Annotated in this window: 12 protein-coding genes; 6 read left to right on the forward strand and 6 right to left on the reverse strand. The window is 70.9% G+C overall.

The window, feature by feature from the left end; translation table 11 throughout:
• Positions 1-23: 23 nt before the first annotated feature.
• Positions 24-464 (reverse strand): MarR family winged helix-turn-helix transcriptional regulator, encoded by a 441-nt coding sequence (locus OG223_RS49795; protein ID WP_329264098.1) that lies wholly within the window; start codon positions 462-464, stop codon positions 24-26.
• Positions 465-690: 226 nt separating this feature from the next.
• Between OG223_RS49795 and OG223_RS49800 the strand changes: the two genes are divergently transcribed.
• Positions 691-1500 (forward strand): hypothetical protein, encoded by an 810-nt coding sequence (locus tag OG223_RS49800; protein ID WP_329264099.1) that lies wholly within the window; start codon positions 691-693, stop codon positions 1498-1500.
• 125 nt (positions 1501-1625) lie between these two features.
• On the opposite strand, the gene OG223_RS49805 is transcribed toward OG223_RS49800, so the two are convergent.
• Both OG223_RS49805 and OG223_RS49810 read right to left on the reverse strand, forming a co-directional pair.
• A complete protein-coding gene (locus OG223_RS49805) occupies positions 1626-2246 on the reverse strand; it encodes a DUF6461 domain-containing protein (protein ID WP_329264101.1) in 621 nt (206 codons plus the stop codon).
• A gap of 39 nt (positions 2247-2285) precedes the next feature.
• Positions 2286-2660 carry a hypothetical protein gene (locus OG223_RS49810; protein WP_329264103.1) on the reverse strand — a complete coding sequence of 125 codons (375 nt, stop codon included), beginning with the start codon at positions 2658-2660 and terminating at the stop codon, positions 2286-2288.
• Positions 2661-2793: 133 nt separating this feature from the next.
• Here OG223_RS49810 and OG223_RS49815 point away from each other — a divergent pair, with 133 nt between their 5' ends.
• The 4 genes from OG223_RS49815 (at position 2794) to OG223_RS49830 (ending at position 9248) form a co-directional block, all read left to right on the forward strand.
• Positions 2794-3990: a sensor histidine kinase gene (locus tag OG223_RS49815; RefSeq protein ID WP_329264104.1), complete on the forward strand. Its 1197-nt coding sequence runs from the start codon at positions 2794-2796 to the stop codon at positions 3988-3990.
• Positions 3991-4040: 50 nt separating this feature from the next.
• Positions 4041-4622: a response regulator transcription factor gene (locus OG223_RS49820; RefSeq protein WP_329265876.1), complete on the forward strand. Its 582-nt coding sequence runs from the start codon at positions 4041-4043 to the stop codon at positions 4620-4622.
• A gap of 264 nt (positions 4623-4886) precedes the next feature.
• Positions 4887-6113, forward strand: a complete 1227-nt coding sequence (locus tag OG223_RS49825) for an MFS transporter (RefSeq protein WP_329264106.1) — start codon at positions 4887-4889, stop codon at positions 6111-6113.
• A 9-nt stretch (positions 6114-6122) separates the two neighbouring features.
• Positions 6123-9248, forward strand: coding sequence for an ATP-binding protein (locus tag OG223_RS49830; protein WP_329264108.1), 3126 nt, complete (start codon positions 6123-6125; stop codon positions 9246-9248).
• Here the strand turns inward: OG223_RS49830 and OG223_RS49835 are convergent.
• Together OG223_RS49835 and OG223_RS49840 are read right to left on the reverse strand one after the other, a co-directional pair.
• On the reverse strand, positions 9241-10032 hold the full coding sequence (locus OG223_RS49835) for an ABC transporter permease (RefSeq protein ID WP_329264109.1): 792 nt from the start codon (positions 10030-10032) through the stop codon (positions 9241-9243). The genes OG223_RS49830 and OG223_RS49835 overlap by 8 nt on opposite strands.
• Positions 10029-11006 carry an ABC transporter ATP-binding protein gene (locus OG223_RS49840; protein WP_329264111.1) on the reverse strand — a complete coding sequence of 326 codons (978 nt, stop codon included), beginning with the start codon at positions 11004-11006 and terminating at the stop codon, positions 10029-10031. Before OG223_RS49840 ends, OG223_RS49835 begins: the two co-directional genes overlap by 4 nt.
• A 173-nt stretch (positions 11007-11179) precedes the next feature.
• On the opposite strand from OG223_RS49840, the gene OG223_RS49845 reads away from it, so the two are divergent.
• Positions 11180-11626, forward strand: a complete 447-nt coding sequence (locus OG223_RS49845) for an SRPBCC family protein (RefSeq protein WP_329264113.1) — start codon at positions 11180-11182, stop codon at positions 11624-11626.
• A 24-nt stretch (positions 11627-11650) separates the two neighbouring features.
• Here OG223_RS49845 and OG223_RS49850 read toward each other — a convergent pair whose 3' ends face one another.
• Positions 11651-15700 carry a discoidin domain-containing protein gene (locus OG223_RS49850; protein ID WP_329264114.1) on the reverse strand — a complete coding sequence of 1350 codons (4050 nt, stop codon included), beginning with the start codon at positions 15698-15700 and terminating at the stop codon, positions 11651-11653.
• Between the last annotated feature and the right edge of the window lie 71 nt (positions 15701-15771).

Consider the following 15771-nt stretch of genomic DNA (forward strand, 5'->3'; position numbering starts at 1 on the left):
GCTTCCTCGTGGCTCCGTCGACGTCAGATGTTCTGGGCCAGCCGCTCCAACAGCGGTGCGGTCGCCGCCAGTTGCTCCAGCTCTGCCTGGGTGAACGCCCCGCTGGTCAGGGCGCGGGCGAGGAGTTCGGCCCGTGCGTTGCGCTTGTTCCGCAGCGCCTGCCGGCCCGCGTCGGTCACCGTCAGCACCACGCGCCGGCCGTCGTCCGGGTCCGGGCGGCGCTCCACCAGGTCGCGGGTCCGCAGCGAGCCGAGCGTCGCCCCCATGGCCTGTGCGGTGATCTGCGCCTCCCGGGCCAGCGCCGAGGAGGTCGTGGGGCCGGCGCGGTCCAACTGTGCAAGGGCGGTCCGCTCGGGCATCGTGAGCCCGCCCTCGAGCGGCTGCCGGCGGGCCCGTCGCACCAGCACGCCGATGCTCGCCAGCAGCGCCGAGGCGACCGCGTTCGGGTCCAGGTCGTCGTTCATGTACTAAGGCTACTTTATAAACCTGCCTTAGTACATTGCCTGGCTGGTCCCGGACTTCGCGGCCACGGTCTCGGCGTCACTTGTTGTGCTGAATGCAGACGCACACCAGGGGCTGCGTGTACACCTGACAGAGTGGGTGGGACCGTCTCAGGGCGGGGACAGTGAGCGCACGGCAAAGGCGGTCAACGGTGCGGCCGGTTTGTCCGGCCTCCGAGGGGAGGGCCACATGACCGTTCTCCGACACTCCGTATCCGTCCTCGCCCTGGAACCCGACCGGCTCCAGGAGCTCACCGAGCTGATCTTCGATTTCGCCGAGTCCACCCGGGCCCGGGGAGAAGAGATCGTCCTGGAAGACGGGCGGCCGGTCGTGGACGTGCGACTGGTCAAGGGGCGGCATTTGCGGCCCGGCGCGCGGTACGAGCTTTTGGAGGCCGGCGCCACGGATCAGGTGACTGTGCTCGTACGTGAGTGGCAGCGCCGCGGCGCGATCGCCGTGGAACAGCTACTGGTCTCGGACGAAGTGACGGTGCGGATGTCTCTGCGACTGCGCACCCCCGACCGACCGCGCCTGCTGGAGGTCGAAGGACGGGTGCGGGGCCCCGAGGGATCGGGGGCGCTGCGCCGGGGGTCGGGAATGGCGCGGCTCGACCTGGCCGCATGGTGGGCGGCAATCGACCTCGCGCCCGGGGCCCTGCCGACCGCGCGTGCCCCGGCGACGGCATGGCTGAAGCACCGGCTGGGCAAGGCGCATCTGCATCTGCGGCCGCGGCGCGCGGACGGCGGACGGTGGCAGGTGGACGTCGCGGTCACCGTGCGTGGGCGGTGGCTGTTGCGGCCGGTCGCCGCCGTCGCCCTGATGGTGGCGGGGCGCCCGGTGCGGCGAGGCTTCCGGTCCGAGGTGGAGCAGGCGGCCGACGCATGGGACCGGTCGATCGGCGAACTGCTGGCGCTCACCCCGGACGACCTCCGGGCCGAGTTGGCGAGGCAGGCCACCGAGCGGCCCCCGGAGGAGCCGATGGAGGCTCCGGCCCCCTGAGCCCCCATGGGACGGCTTCCTGGTTCCCTGGCGCCTACATGGCCAACTCGAACGCCAACCGGCCCATGGAAGCGCCGAGTCACAAGACCTGAGGCGGTGACCCGCGAAGTCCGGGGCCAGTTCCGCTAGTGGGGGAGACCGGGGATCTCCACGATGCCGGTGGAGTAGACGCCGTCCCGGAGCGTCTCCGGGGTCACCCGCACTCCCGTGAGTTCCTCGGCGAGCGCGACGTACTGCTCAAGGCCGCACTCCCCGGTCTCGAAGTCGCACCCGACCTGGCGCATGAGGTCGTTCAGTTCGTCGGGGGTGCTGCCCTGGCGGTGGAGCGCGCCCTCGAACCGGGTGCGCAACTCGCCGTCCTCCCACCACGAGAACAGCCGCATGGCGTCGGGGCTGCGGAAATGCGAGACGCCCCTGGTGCCGGCCGTTGCGCGCTCCATGGCGTCGGTCTGGAACTCGATGCCACCGTTGATCTCCACGGCCAGGACCCAGTCGACGTCCTGGCCCCGGACTCGGGTGGCACCGACGAACATGTTGTCGCCCCAGTCGACCTCGTCCTCCTGGAACTCGAGATCTTGGGCGACGAACGCGTTGAAGCCGGCGAAGTCCCCCTGCGGTTCCGCGCCGAGGAGTTCGAGGAACCTCTGCGGCGAGAGTCCGCGCACGAGCGTCAGGGTGTATCCCTCGAGCAGGTAACCACCGTGGAAGCTCCGGAGCCAGGAGTGACGGGAGGGTTCGTTTGTCATGGACGGTCATGCTGCCAGGCGCCACTGACAACCCCCGAACTACTGCGAGCGCGGGGGCAGCGCCCGCAGGGCGTTCCACGCCACCGCCGTGCACAGTGCGGCGAGCGGCAGTTCGAGGCAGACGGCCATCAGCAGCGCCACCAGCACTTCGGGGCCGGCGGTCAGTACGTCGAACCAGGCGTCGACCGTCAGGAGGGCAGCGGTGGCCGGGGCCACGGCGAGCCGCCGCCGGTCGCGGCGGGCCAGTAACAGGCCCGTACCGACCAGGCCCATCGCCTCCATCGTGTCCAGGCCGATCCACGCCACGGGGTAGGCGCCCGCCGCCCGCGCCAACACGAGGATCCAGGGAAACAGGGCCAGTCCGGAGGCGATGAGCACACGGGCGGACCAGTTCCAGCACGTTGTCGTTGTCATGAGGGCAAGGCTTCTCGGGCTGAACTCCCAGGTCAGTAACGTGGATTTCCGACCTGAGGGTGGTGCTGGGTACAGCACGAAGCGGGCACCATCTGCATGGTCCGGCGGTCCACCCGCGTTCTACGGTGGGCGCATGGCTCCTCTCGCCGCGCTGCGCGGCCCGTTCGCACGCCTGGTACGTGCGACGGTCTTCAACCTCGCCGGCGTACTGCTGCAGTTGCTTCCACTGCTGCTGCTCGTGGAACCGTGGCTGGTCTTCGCCACCGGCGCACTGACCGCCGTTCAGCGCCGCAGGTTCGCCTCGCTCGCGGGTGTCGACATACCGCTGCTCCCGGTCGCGCAGCGCAGGCCCACGCTCCATGGGGCGGTGAACTGGCTCCGGTCCGGCGGGACTTGGCGACAGCTCGCCTACCACCTGCTGGTGGGGCCGTTGGTGTCGTGCGGGACGGTCGCCACCGTCGTGCTGTGGGCCTGGGGCGTGTTCGCGGGGACCGCCCTGGTGTGGATGGGGGGTGTCCCCTCTGAGCAGTGGCCGAAGTTCCTGCGGACGTCCACGGAGGCCGTGTACATCGACGCGTCCGGCCTCGCGGCCCTGTTGCTCGCCCTGTGGCTCACCTTCGTCCTCGTGCGCCTCGACACCCGTGCCGCCCTCTCCCTGCTGGGACCCAGCCGCGCCGAGCAGTTGACGCGCCGGGTCGAGGACCTCACCGAGAGCCGCGCCGGAGCGGTGGACGCGGCGGACGCCGAACGCAGGCGCATAGAACGGGACTTGCACGACGGGGCGCAACAACGCCTGGTCTCTCTCGCCGTGAACCTCGGTATCGCCAGGGCCACGCTCACCGGCCTGCCCGACGAGGCCAGACAGGTCATCGACCAGGCCCACCGGGAGGCGAAGGAGGCGATAGACGAACTCAACACCCTGGTACGAGGCCTGCACCCGGCCGTCCTGGACGACCGGGGACTGGACGCGGCCCTGTCCGGCATCGCCGCGCGCGGCCCGCTGCCCGTGCGGCTGCGGGTCGACGTACCCGGGCGGCTCGCCCCGACCGTCGAGGCGGTCGCCTACTTCACCGTCTCCGAGGCGCTGGCCAACATCACCAAGCACGCCCCCGAGGCCTCCCGGGCGGACGTCACCGTAGAGATCCGCGACGGTAGGCTGCGGGTCGCCGTCGCGGACGACGGCCTCGGCGGCGCCGACCCCGCCCACGGCTCCGGCCTGGCCGGACTCGCCCGCCGGGCCGCCTCCGTCGACGGCGCGCTCACGATCAGCAGCCCCGCCGGAGGCCCGACCGTCATCACCGTGGAGTTGCCGTGCGCCGTCTCGCCGTGATCGCCGAGGACTCGGTCCTGCTCAGGATCGGCCTGGTCAAAGTGGTGGAGATGGCCGGCTACGAGGTCGCCGCCGAAGTCGGTGACGCCGACGCCCTGCTCGCCGCCGTCGCCGAACACCGCCCCGCCGTCGCCGTCGTGGACGTCCGGATGCCGCCCGCCCAGTCCGACGAGGGGGTGCGCGCGGCGCTGGTGATCCGCCGCGAGTGGCCGACGACCGCGGTGCTGCTGCTCTCCCAGTACGTCGAAGAGCGGTACGCCGCCGACCTGTTGACGACGAACACCGGCGGCGTCGGCTATCTGCTGAAGCAACGCGTCGCCGACGTCGAGGACTTCGTCGACGCCCTCGGCCGGGTCGCCGCGGGCGGCACCGTCCTGGACCCCGAGGTCGTGGCCCAACTCCTGCTGCGCCGCGCCAGCGACCCACTGGACCGACTGACTCCCCGCGAGCGCGAGGTACTGGCCCTGATGGCCGAGGGCCGCTCCAACTCCGGCATCGCCCGACAACTGGTCGTCAGCGACAGCGCCGTGGCCAAACACATCAACAGCATCTTCACGAAACTCGACCTGCCGTCGGTCGACAGCGACCATCGCCGGGTGCTGGCGGTACTGCGGTTCCTGAGCGCCGGGTGAGCGAGGCGCTCCGAGGCGGCGGTAATTGCCTTTCGCCCAAAGCCCCCAGCAGCTACTGTCCCAACCGCCAGTGACCGCCGAGAAGTCGGAGCCCAGAGATGCCCGGTCGTCCGGGCGCGCGTTGACGTCGTAGGCCGTGTTCGGCCCGTCATCGCGTGCCGCCCTTGATGCTGCGGCACAGCGAGCCTTTCCCCGTCCGGACCATGGGCGCGCCTTTCGCGCGCCGGGTCCCGGGTCTCGTTGTCGGCAACTCAAAGGGTCCCTGTGCCGTCCACTTCGAACCACGACTTCCGTCGGCTCTGGCTGGGCCAGACGGCCTCCCAACTCGGTGAGCAGACAAGCCTGGTGGTGCTTCCGCTCCTTGCCGTCCTGACGCTCGACATCGGCTCCGGCGAGCTGGGCGCACTGCGCGCGGCGGGAGAAGCACCGATTCTGCTGCTCTCGCTCTTCGTCGGTGCCTGGGTGGACGGGTGGCGGACCCGCACGGTGATGGTGCTGGCGGACCTCGGCCGGACGCTGGTCCTGGGCTTCGCCGCGGCGGCCGCACTGCTCGGCCGGCTCGGCCTGCCCGCGCTGTTCGTGGTGGTCGCCGCCTCCGGAGTCCTGTCCGTGTACTTCGACGTGGCCTACCAGGCCTCTGCCGTACGGCTGGTGACGCACGATCAACTGGTGCGTGCCAACAGCGTGTTGGAGGGCAGCAGGTCCGCGGCCCAGATCGGCGGCCCCGCCCTCGGCGGTGCGTTGGTGACGCTGCTGTCGGCGCCGGTCGCCGTCGCCTCCGGGGCGCTGTTCTTCGCGCTGTCGTTCCTGTCCGTCCGCCGGATCCGCCGTACCGAATCCGTCCCGGCACGCCCGGAGCACCCCCCTCGGGTGTGGCGGCGGATTCATGAGGGCCTGCGTTTCGTCGTCGGCGACTCCGCACTGCGCAGCGTGTGCCTCGCCGCCGCCCCATTCCAGCTCTTCTTCGCGGCGACGACGACCGTCTATCTGCTCTTCCTCCCACGCGAACTGCACCTGTCGGGCACCGCCGTGGGCCTGGCGCTCGCGGCGACCGGCCCGGGCGCGCTCGTCGGCGCCCTGCTGGCCGCCCGGCTGCCGGGCCGCTTCGGCTACGGCACGGTGCTCGTCGTCGCGTCGGCACTCGGCGACGGCGTTTTCCTGTGGGTGCCCGCGTTGCACGGATCGTCCGCGACGACGATGCCCGTACTCCTGGCGGTCAACTTCGTCTTCGGGATCGCCGGGCAGTTGGTGAACGTCATGGTCATGGCCGTCCGGCAGGCCGTGACCCCGCACGGGATGCAGGGTCGCGCGGCCGCGACGATCACCTTCGTCGGCATGGGACTGGCCCCGCCGGGATCTCTGCTCGGCGGCTTCCTCGCCCAGGAGTTGGGGCTGCGCACCAGCCTTGTGGTGACCGCGGTGGGCATGTTGCTGTCCCCGGCGGTGATCGCACTGTCTCCTCTCGCACGCCTGGGGCGCGACCTTGGCTAATCTGCACCGGTGACCATTGACCTGACCCTGCTGCCGCGTGTCGTCTGCCGAAGACAGGAGGTCACCGCACCCCGGCTGCGCGGTCTCCTCGCCCTGCTCGCGGGCGACCTGCGCACCGGCTGCAGCACCGAGCGGCTGGTGGCGGGGCTGTGGCCGGACGAGTTGCCGGAGCGGCCCGGGAAGGCGCTGCAGGTTCTCGTGTCCCGGGCGCGGTCACAACTGGGCGCGGACCTCATCGCCAGCACGCCGACCGGATACCGGCTCGCCCTCGCCGAGGACCAGGTCGACAGTTCCGCCCTGCTGCTGCACGCCGCCGCGAGCGCGGACCGGGCCAGGGCCGGGGACCACGCGGGGTCGCTGGCCGCGGCCGAGGCCGGTCTCGCGCTGTGGGAAGGCACCCCCGACCAGGGCGGCGACACCGACGACCCCGTGGCCGCGCTGCGCGCCGAGCGTGCCCCCGTCCACGACACGCTCGTCCGCGCGCGGGGGCTCGCGCTCGCCCGCCTCGGACGGCACGGGGAAGCCGCCGGACCACTGGCCGTGGCCGCCGCCGCGCATCCGCGCGACGAGGAGGTGCTCGGCGAGCTGCTGCGCGGCGAGGCGGCCACGGCGGGACCGTCCGCCGCGCTCACCCGGTACGAGGCGTACCGCCGCGAACTGCGCGACGAACTCGGCACCGACCCGGGCGCCGGACTCAAGGCCGTACAACAGGAGTTGCTGCGCGGCGAGGCACCGGTGGCCAGGCACGGGGTGCCGCACGAGCCGAATCCGTTGCTCGGCCGCGACGAGGACATCGCGGCGGTGGAACGGCTGTCGGGCGCTTCCCGCGCCGTCACCGTCGTCGGCCCCGGCGGCCTCGGCAAGACCCGGCTCGCGCACGCCGTCAGCCGCCGGGCCGAACAGCGCGTGGTGTACTTCGTGCCGCTCGCCGGTGTCATCGAGGACGCGGACGTGGCCGCCGAGGTCGCCTCCGCACTCGGCGCCGGCGGCGGCGGGATGAGCGGGCCCGCCGCCGGCGACCCCGTGTCCGGCATCCTCGGCGCGCTCGGCTCCGGGCCCGCACTGTTGGTCCTCGACAACTGCGAGCAGGTGATCCGGGGCGCCGCCGACCTCGTACAGGCCCTGGTCTCCTCCTCCAAGGACCTCCGGGTGCTCGCCACCAGCCGGTCCCCGCTGGGCCTCACCTCGGAAGCGGTGTACGCACTGCCGGAGCTCGGACTCGGCGTCTCCGTCGAGCTGTTCACCCAGCGGGCCCGGGCCGCCAGGAGCGGTGTGGAGCTGCCGCCGGACGCCGTGGCCGAGCTGTGCCGCCACCTCGACGGGCTGCCGCTCGCCGTGGAACTGGCGGCGGCACGGGTGCGCGTCCTGTCGGTTCCCGACATCGCCCGCCGCCTCGGCGACCGCTTCGCGCTGCTGCGCGGCGGGGCGCGGGACGTACCGGAGCGCCACCGCACCCTGCACGCGGTCGTCGAGTGGAGCTGGAACCTGCTCGCCGAGGACGCCAGGGCGGCCCTGCGCACGCTGTCCGTCTTCCCCGGCGGCTGCTCCGGCGAGGCCGCGGAGCAGGTCCTCGGCGAGGACGCGCTGTTCCTGCTGGAGCAGTTGGCCGACCAGTCCCTGCTCACCGTCGCCGACACCCCGGCCGGCGTGCGGTTCCGCATGCTGGAGACCGTACGGGAGTTCAGCGCGGCCCGGCGCACCGAAGCGGGCGAGGACGAGGCGGCCGTAGACCAATTCCTGCTCTGGGCGCGGGACTTCGGGGTCGCGCACCACGACTGGTTCTTCGGCTCGGAGCCGCACTCCGCCTGGGAGCGGATCAGGGGGGAGCAGGACAATCTCGTGCTGGCCCTGCGGTACGCCCTGGCCCGTACGGACTGTCCCACCATCGCCGCTCTCACCGCCGTCCTCGCCGCGCTGTGGTCCACCGGCTCCAGTTACCCCCGTCTCACCGCGCTCGCCGCGGACACCGGGCCGCCGTTGTCGCACTACCACCCCGAGCCCGAGTACGTCGAAGTCGCCCGCGCCGCCGCGGTGTTGTGCACGGCGAGCCTGTTCATGGGCTACGGCCCGCAGGTCGTACGCCAGTTGGTCACCCTCCGAAAGCTGCCCGCGGCTCCGCCGGACACCCTGCTGCGCGCCATCTCGGCCGTGCTGAGCGCGGTCCCCGAGATGCTGCCCCCGGACTACGACGTGCTGCGGGAGCTCTGCGACAGCGAGCAGCCGCTGCTCGCCGGCATCGCCGAGTGCGTCGCCACCTACGTCTGGGAGTACGAGCACGACATCGACCGCTCGCTCGCCTCGGCCCGGCGGAGCATCGAGGCACTGGCGCCGGTCGACCACCCCTTCCTCCAGGTCCTGGGGCACGCCCGGCTGAGCGAGCTGTGCCTGCAGACGGAGCAGGGCGAGGCCGCGTACGGACATCTCAGGGCGGCGCTCGCGGCGTTGCCGCGCCTCGGCGACGAGCACGACTCCATCGGCGTCCGCTGGGGCCTCGTCCTCGCCTGTCTGCAGCGCGGCGAACCTGACGAGGCCGAGTACTGGCTGCGGCAGGCGGAGGACCACAACCCCGCGCAGAAGGACGACGTCTACAGCCCCGGCTTCGGCGGCCGTGCCGAGATCGCGCTCGCCCGCGGACTGACGGAGGTCGGGCTCGGCCTGTGGCGGCGCAACGTGGAGGCGATCCCCGAGGCCGGTTCGACACAGGACGACGACCCCTTCTTCGACCGGTGGCTGCTCCAGGTTCAGTCGGCGGCGGTGACGGCGCACGCGCACGCCGGCCGGCTCGAACTCGTCGCGGATGTGGTCGACCGGCTGCGCCAACGGATGCGCCTCCTGCTCGCCGGCCCGGCCCGCTCACCCATGGAACTCCCCGTGTTCGGGACGGGGTTGCACGCCCTCGGCATGGCGGGGCTGGTGTCCGGCGACGCCTCCGCCGTACGGATGATCGCGCTGGCCGAACGGCTGCGGGTGCTCCGCGATTTCCAGCCGACGATGTCGGCGGAGCGTGCCCGGCGGGCGGTCGGGGCCGCCGGGCACGCTGCCGGGGCGGCGTACGCCGACGCGGTGTCGGAGTACGCCGCCCTGGAGCGGGACGAGTTGCGGGAGGCGGCCCGCGTTGCCATGACGGCTACTTGAGGCCGCGGTTGAACTGTGACGTCGACCAGCGGTAGCCGAGCACGGTCAGCCCGACGCACCAGGCGAGCGCGATCCACCCGTTGTTGCCGATCTCGGTGCCGAGCAGCAGGCCGCGCAGGGTCTCGATGGTCGGGGTGAAGGGCTGGTACTCGGCGATCGGCTGGAACCAGCCCGGCATCGTGTCGGCCGGGGTGAAGGCGCTGGAGATGAGCGGGAGGAGGATCAGCGGTGTCGCCATGTTGCTGGCGGCCTCGGGGTTGGGGCTGGCCATGCCCATCCCGACCGCGATCCAGGTGAGGGCCAGGGCGAACAGTACGAGCAGTCCGACGGCCGCCAGCCACTCCAGGACCGTGGCGTCCGTGGACCGGAAACCGATGGCCACGGCGACGGCACCCACGAGGACGAGGCTGGCGAGCACCTGCAGGACACTGCCGACGACGTGCCCGATGAGTACGGAGCCGCGGTAGACCGCCATCGTGCGGAAGCGGGCGATGAGGCCCTCGGTCATGTCCATGGAGACGGAGACCGCGGCTCCGATCACGGTGCTGCCGATGGTCATCACCAGGAGGCCAGGGACGAGATAGGCGATGTAGTCGGAGCGGTCGGCGCCACCGCCGCCGATGCCCGCGCTCATCACGTTTCCGAAGACGTAGACGAAGAGCAGCAACAGCATGATCGGCGTGAGCAGCAGGTTCAGGGTCATGGACGGGTAGCGCCGTACGTGCAGCAGATTGCGGCGCAGCATCGTGGACGAGTCGCGGACGGCGAGGGAGAGGGTGCTCATCGGACGTTCTCCTTGGGCTGGCTGGGCTGGCTGGGGAGCTTGGTGCCGCCGGTCAGGGCGAAGAACACGTCGTCGAGGTCGGGGGTGTGCACGGTCAGCTCGTCCGCCTCGACGTCGGCGGCGTCCAGCCAGTCGAGGATGGACCGCAGCTCGCGCTGACTGCCGCCGCTGGGGATTTGCAGCGAGAGCGTCTCGTCGAACCGGGTGACCTCGCGCAGGGCCGTCGCGGCGGACTGGTAGGTGACCGGGTCGGTGAACCGCAGCCGTACGTGCCCGCCGGGGACGAGCCGCTTCAGCTCCTCGGCACTGCCCTCGGCGACGAGCTTGCCGTCGCTCAACACCGCGATGCGGTCGGCGAGTTCATCGGCCTCGTCCAGGTACTGCGTGGTGAGGAAGACGGTCGTACCGCGGGAGACCAGCTCGCGGATGATGCCCCACATGTTGTGCCGGCTGCGCGGGTCGAGGCCCGTGGTCGGCTCGTCGAGGAAGATGATCCGCGGGTCGCCGACCAGGGTCATGGCGAGGTCGAGGCGGCGCTTCATACCGCCGGAGTAGGTGGAGGCGGGCTTCTTCGCGGCCTCGGTGAGGTCGAAGCGCTCCAGCAGCTCGGCCGCGACCCGCCGTCCCTCCTGCTTCGGCAGGTGGTGCAGGTCCGCCATCAGGAGCATGTTCTCCTCGCCGGTGATCAGCCCGTCGACGGCGGAGAACTGCCCGGTGACACCGATCGCGGCCCGCACGGCCTGCCCGTCGGTGGCCAGGTCGTGACCGCCGACCCGCAGCTCGCCGGCGTCGGCGGTGACGAGGGTGGAGAGGATCTTGACGGCGGTGGTCTTGCCGGCGCCGTTCGGACCGAGCAGGGAGAAGACGGTACCGGTGGGCACGGCCAGGTCGATGCCGTCGAGAACCGTCTTGTCCCCGTAGGCCTTGCGCAGCCCGGTGGCCGAGATCGCGAGTTCATGGGTCGTTGTCGTCATGCCGCAGAGCTTGCGGCAGGGGGCATTCAGCTCGGTTTCACCGTGGTTTCAGTGCCCTGGAACCGGCGGCTTCTCCGACGGGGAGCACGGGCGAGGCCGCGCCGATAAGCTGAGGGTGCTCGGCACATCAGCGCGCACCCAGCCCAAACTCCCATCGCAGCACTGGAGGAATCGTGGCCGGACAGTTCGAGGCGACAGCCGAGGTCAACCGCCCTGTCGAGGAGGTCTTCGCCTTCCTCGCCGAGGGCACGAACGACCCGAAGTTCAGCCCCCGGGTCCAGGAGATCACCAAGACTCCGCAGGGCCCGACGGCCGTGGGCACCGTCTTCACGAGCACCGTCAAGGACGCCGGCATGAAGACGGGCCGCACGTTCCGGATCACCGAGTACGAGGCACCCCACCGCATCCGCTGGACGGAGACATCCAAGAACATCTTGACGGCGGACGAGGGTGGCTACGACCTCGAAGCCACCGGTCCGGGCACGACCAAGGTGAGGATCTTCAATGTCCTCGAAGGCCACGGCATCGGGAAACTGCTCGTGGGCTTCGCGCTGGGTGCGGCACGCAAGGACGCGCCCGCGTTCGGGCAGCGCATCAAGACGGCGGTGGAGGCCTCCTGAACCACCGGTGACGAGGACCGGTTCCTACGAACGCGCGGTCGCGGGGCGGCTGTTGTACGCCTCCGCCTCCAGCACCGGACGGCCTGAGGGCAGTGCGCGACTCGGCCAGGACAAGGTGACGTCCTGGGACTCGCCGGGCAGCAGCCACAGGTAGTTGTGGCTGTACAGCGTCGGCAGCACACGGTCGCCGGTCGTACCGTCCTTGAGGGAGAGTCGGACCATGGCGGCGACGGCCAGACCCTGATTGCGGACGGTCGCGGTCAGCTCGCTACGGGCTCCGGAACGGGACAGGCGCCCGACCGTCGCGGACACCTTGGTCCGCGGCGCGCCGCTCAACGCGCGCATGGCGTCTGGCGTGCGATAACGCCAGTAGGTGTTGCGCGACAGGACCCGGCCGTCACTGCCCTCCAACGTCAGACGCAGCAGATGCAGATCCGGCAGGCCGTCGGTCCAGGCCGCGGTGAACGCCTTGGCGGTCGCGGCCGGCGCCACATCCAGCCGGACACTCCTGCTCGCGCCGAGCCGACGACCGGACAGGTCGAGCAACTGCGCCGACACGACCGCGTTCTTCAGAGCCGCCCGCGTGTGGTTCACGGCGAGCACCCGCCCCTCCGGATCGGCCTGGACATGCAGCGGCTCGCAGGCCGAACGGGCGCCGTAGTACGTGCCGTTGACGTCGAAGTCGTAGTCGTAGGTCTGCCAGACCGTGCTGTGCCACGCGGGGTGGGACATCCACAGCATCAGTCCGCTGGCGTTGTCCCAGAGGTTCGCGTTCCAGGCCTCGAACATGGCGCGCGTGTTCTCGTAGTTGACGAACTGGGCCTTGCGGGCGAAGTCGTCCAGTCCGGTGACTGCTCCGAGACGCGCTTCTACGGCCGCCTTGTAGTTCTGCGGTGTCTGGTTCCCGCGCTCGCTCCAGTCGTGGTAGTACCACGCGCCGCGAATCGGCCACTCGGGCTCGTCACCCGTCATGTTCCGCATGCTGGCGGCGGTCGAGACGACGGGCATCCCGATCTCGGTGTGGAAGCCGAAGTCCTTGCTGCCGTAGGTAGTTGGGTCGAAGTACTTCTCCGGCTCCACCCAGCCGTACGGGCCGCCGCCGGTGATGATGCCGCCGGCCGAGTTGTTCTGGTAGAGGATGCCGGGTGCCTGCCCCTCCACGGCCTCGCGCATGCCCTGGTCGATCGCGGCCGGCGGGTTGCCCTCGTTGGCCCCGCACCAGACGACCACGCTCGGGTGGACGCGGTAGCGCAGGACGGTGTCCCGCGCGATCGAGTTGAAGGCGTCGTGGTCCGGCGGGTCCATGCCCCACGCGTTGGGAAAATCGTTCCACACCAGGATTCCGTGCTCGTCGCAGGCGGCGAAGAACTCCTCCCGGTCGGACGTGCCGACCCAGTTGCGGATCATGGTGAAGTTCATGTCGCGGTGCATCCGTACGGCCGCGTCCATCCGCTCCGGCGGCATCCGGCGCAGCAACTCGTCCCAGCCCCAGTTGCCGCCCCGGGCGAAGACCCGCACCCCGTTCACGCTGATCTTCAACGGATCGGGCGTGTTGGACACCGACTTCACATCGGTCCAGGTGTCCGCGTCGTCCGACACCTGGATCACATAGGTCTTGGGGTAGGCCGACTCCCAGAGGATGGCGACCCGGTCGAAGCGCTGTGACGCTCCGAGGTCCACCTGAATCCACTGGTGATCTTCGTACTCCGAGGACCAACGGGTGCTTGTGTCACCGTCGGTGGCGTGCGCGGCCGGGTGGTCGGGATCCTCGGTGGACGCGGTCGTCGTACGACGGAGCGCGAGGTCGGTACCGGGCGCGGTGCTGTCGATGACGCCCAGGGACCACAGGGAGTTGCCCCAACTGGTGTTGCGCAGACCGCAGTTGATGCGGACGTAGCGCGCGGTCCGGGCGGTGAAGTCCTCCACCTGCAGGCTTGCGCTGCCATTGTTGAACGGCAACGGAACCGCGCTGTTGTCCACCGACGCGGCATCGGTCCAGGTGGAGTTGTCGGTGGACACCTGCACCAAGTAGGTCTTCGCGTACGCCTGTTCCCACACGAGGTCGACCCGGTCGAAGGACTGCTGCGCGCCCAGGTCGACCCGGATCCACTGGTCGTCCGTGTAGGCCGAGGACCAGCGGGTGTCGGGATCGCCGTCGGTCACACGGGCCGCGCCGTGATCGTCCCCGTCCGTGCTCGACGCGTCGGCAGGTGCGTGCAGGGCCAGGTCGGTGGCGGCCCGCGTGCTGTCGCGTACGGCCAGGGTCCACAGGGAGTAGCCCCAACCGGAGGCCCTGGTGAGGCACTTGACGCGTACGTACCGGGCTTGTCGCCGGTCGAAAGTCACGGACTGGGTATACGCGTCACCGGAGTCGGCGAACGGCAGCGGCACCTCGTACTCGTAGCCGAACTGACGGATGCCGAAGCGGGTCGTGCGGCGGTCGCTCTCGGTACCGTCGAGCGTCGCGACCAGGGTGAGCTTGTGGAGGGTCGGGTCGCCCAGTCCGTTGGGCCACCACAACGCCGGGTTGAGCAGCCGCAGTTGAGCGAAGTCGGCAGGCGCGAACGTCACGTCGACGCTTTTGCCCGCCGGCACGGTGACGGCCTTGCTGACCCGCACGTCGTCGAAGGCGGCGGAGACCGTCGTGCGGCGGTCGGTGGTGTCGGCGTTGCGGACCGGGACGACGACCGTCACTTCGGCGGCCGACACCTGGGGCAGGTCCGGCAGCACGGTGTCGACCCGCGGATCGCCGATCACGACCTGGCCGGTCGACCTCAGCCGGACGTGGTTCCAGATGCCGGCGGCCCGGTCGCGTACCGCCGGCATCCAGTCCCAGCCCGAAGAGGCAAGGTAGGTGGGGGAGTTGAGGTTCATCTGGTTGGCGCCCGCGTCCACCCAGGACTCGCCGGCCGGACCCTTGTCGCCGGGGCTGCCGGGCACCGGCATGGGCGTGATCCGCACCGCGAGCGCGTTCGCACCGCCCGTCGCGAGCAACTCGGTCACGTCGTGGGCCGAGCGGGCGAAGGGGTACGTCAGACCGCCCACGTGATGGCCGTTGAGCCAGATGTCGGCCGTGTGGTTGATGCCGTCGAACTCCAGCCAGGTCCGGCGTCCGGGCCCGGTGCGCAGACCGTGCGGCAGCTCGAAGTCCCGTTTGTACCACCAGGAATGACGGGACAGGGCCTCGGGGATGCGGAGGTTGTTCAGCCCGGCCACGGGGTCGGGAAGCTTGCCCTGCTCGACGAGTGAGGCCAGTACCGTGCCGGGGATCGTGGCGGGCAGCCAGCCGCTGGTGTCGACGGACGTCGTCGACAGCTTCGTGCCGTCGGCGCCTGCCCAGTCGTCGAGCGTCAGCCGCCAGCCGGACTCCAGCGGGACCGTGCCGTCCTCGGCCACCGTCAGCTTCGGCGCCGGCCCGGAGCGGGTGCCCCAGTCCGTCCAGCCCGTGGCCGCCGGCCGGTGGCCCTTGACGGTGCCGTAGACCTCGAAGCCGTTGAGGCCGAGGGGGTTGGGGTTCGAGCGCCGGGTCGAGGTCAGTCGTATCCAGCGTGCGGTGACCGGGCGCGGGGGCTGGATGTCGACCACTCCGCCGGTGCCCGCCGTGGTGCGGTGCACGCCGGTCCAGGAGGTGTGGTCGGTCGACGTCTCGACGACGTACTCGACCGAGTAACTCGACTGGATCTCCTGGCCCGTTGTGCCGTCGGCCGGATTGCCCGAGGTGGGCGGGGTGAACACCGGGTCGCTCGCGTCGCCTTCGAAGGTGAGGCGGATCGACGTGACCTCGCACGCGGCCTGCAGATCGACCGAGATCCGCTGCGGGTCGCCGGCCGCCGCCCGCCAGCCGCTGCCGCGCACCCCCGATGCGGCGAGCCGGTCCACCACGAACGAACCCGGGGTGGGCGCGTAGGCCGTCGAGGAGACCGACACGGGGCGGTGGAGGGCGAGTTCACCAGGAGTGGCGGGGGCTGCCGACGCGGGCTGCGGGAAACCGAGTCCGAACCCCGCCAGCAGGCCGGAACCCGTGCTGACGAAGGAGCGGCGCGACAGGTGCGGTGAACTCGACTGATCTGTCATGAGCGTGAAGTCCCATCAAAAACCGGCGGCACTGACAACGTTGCCAAAGGCTGGGACGCGAGGGAAGCTGT

Origin of the sequence: Streptomyces sp. NBC_01478, from assembly GCF_036227225.1 — a bacterium.
Taxonomy (GTDB): domain Bacteria; phylum Actinomycetota; class Actinomycetes; order Streptomycetales; family Streptomycetaceae; genus Streptomyces.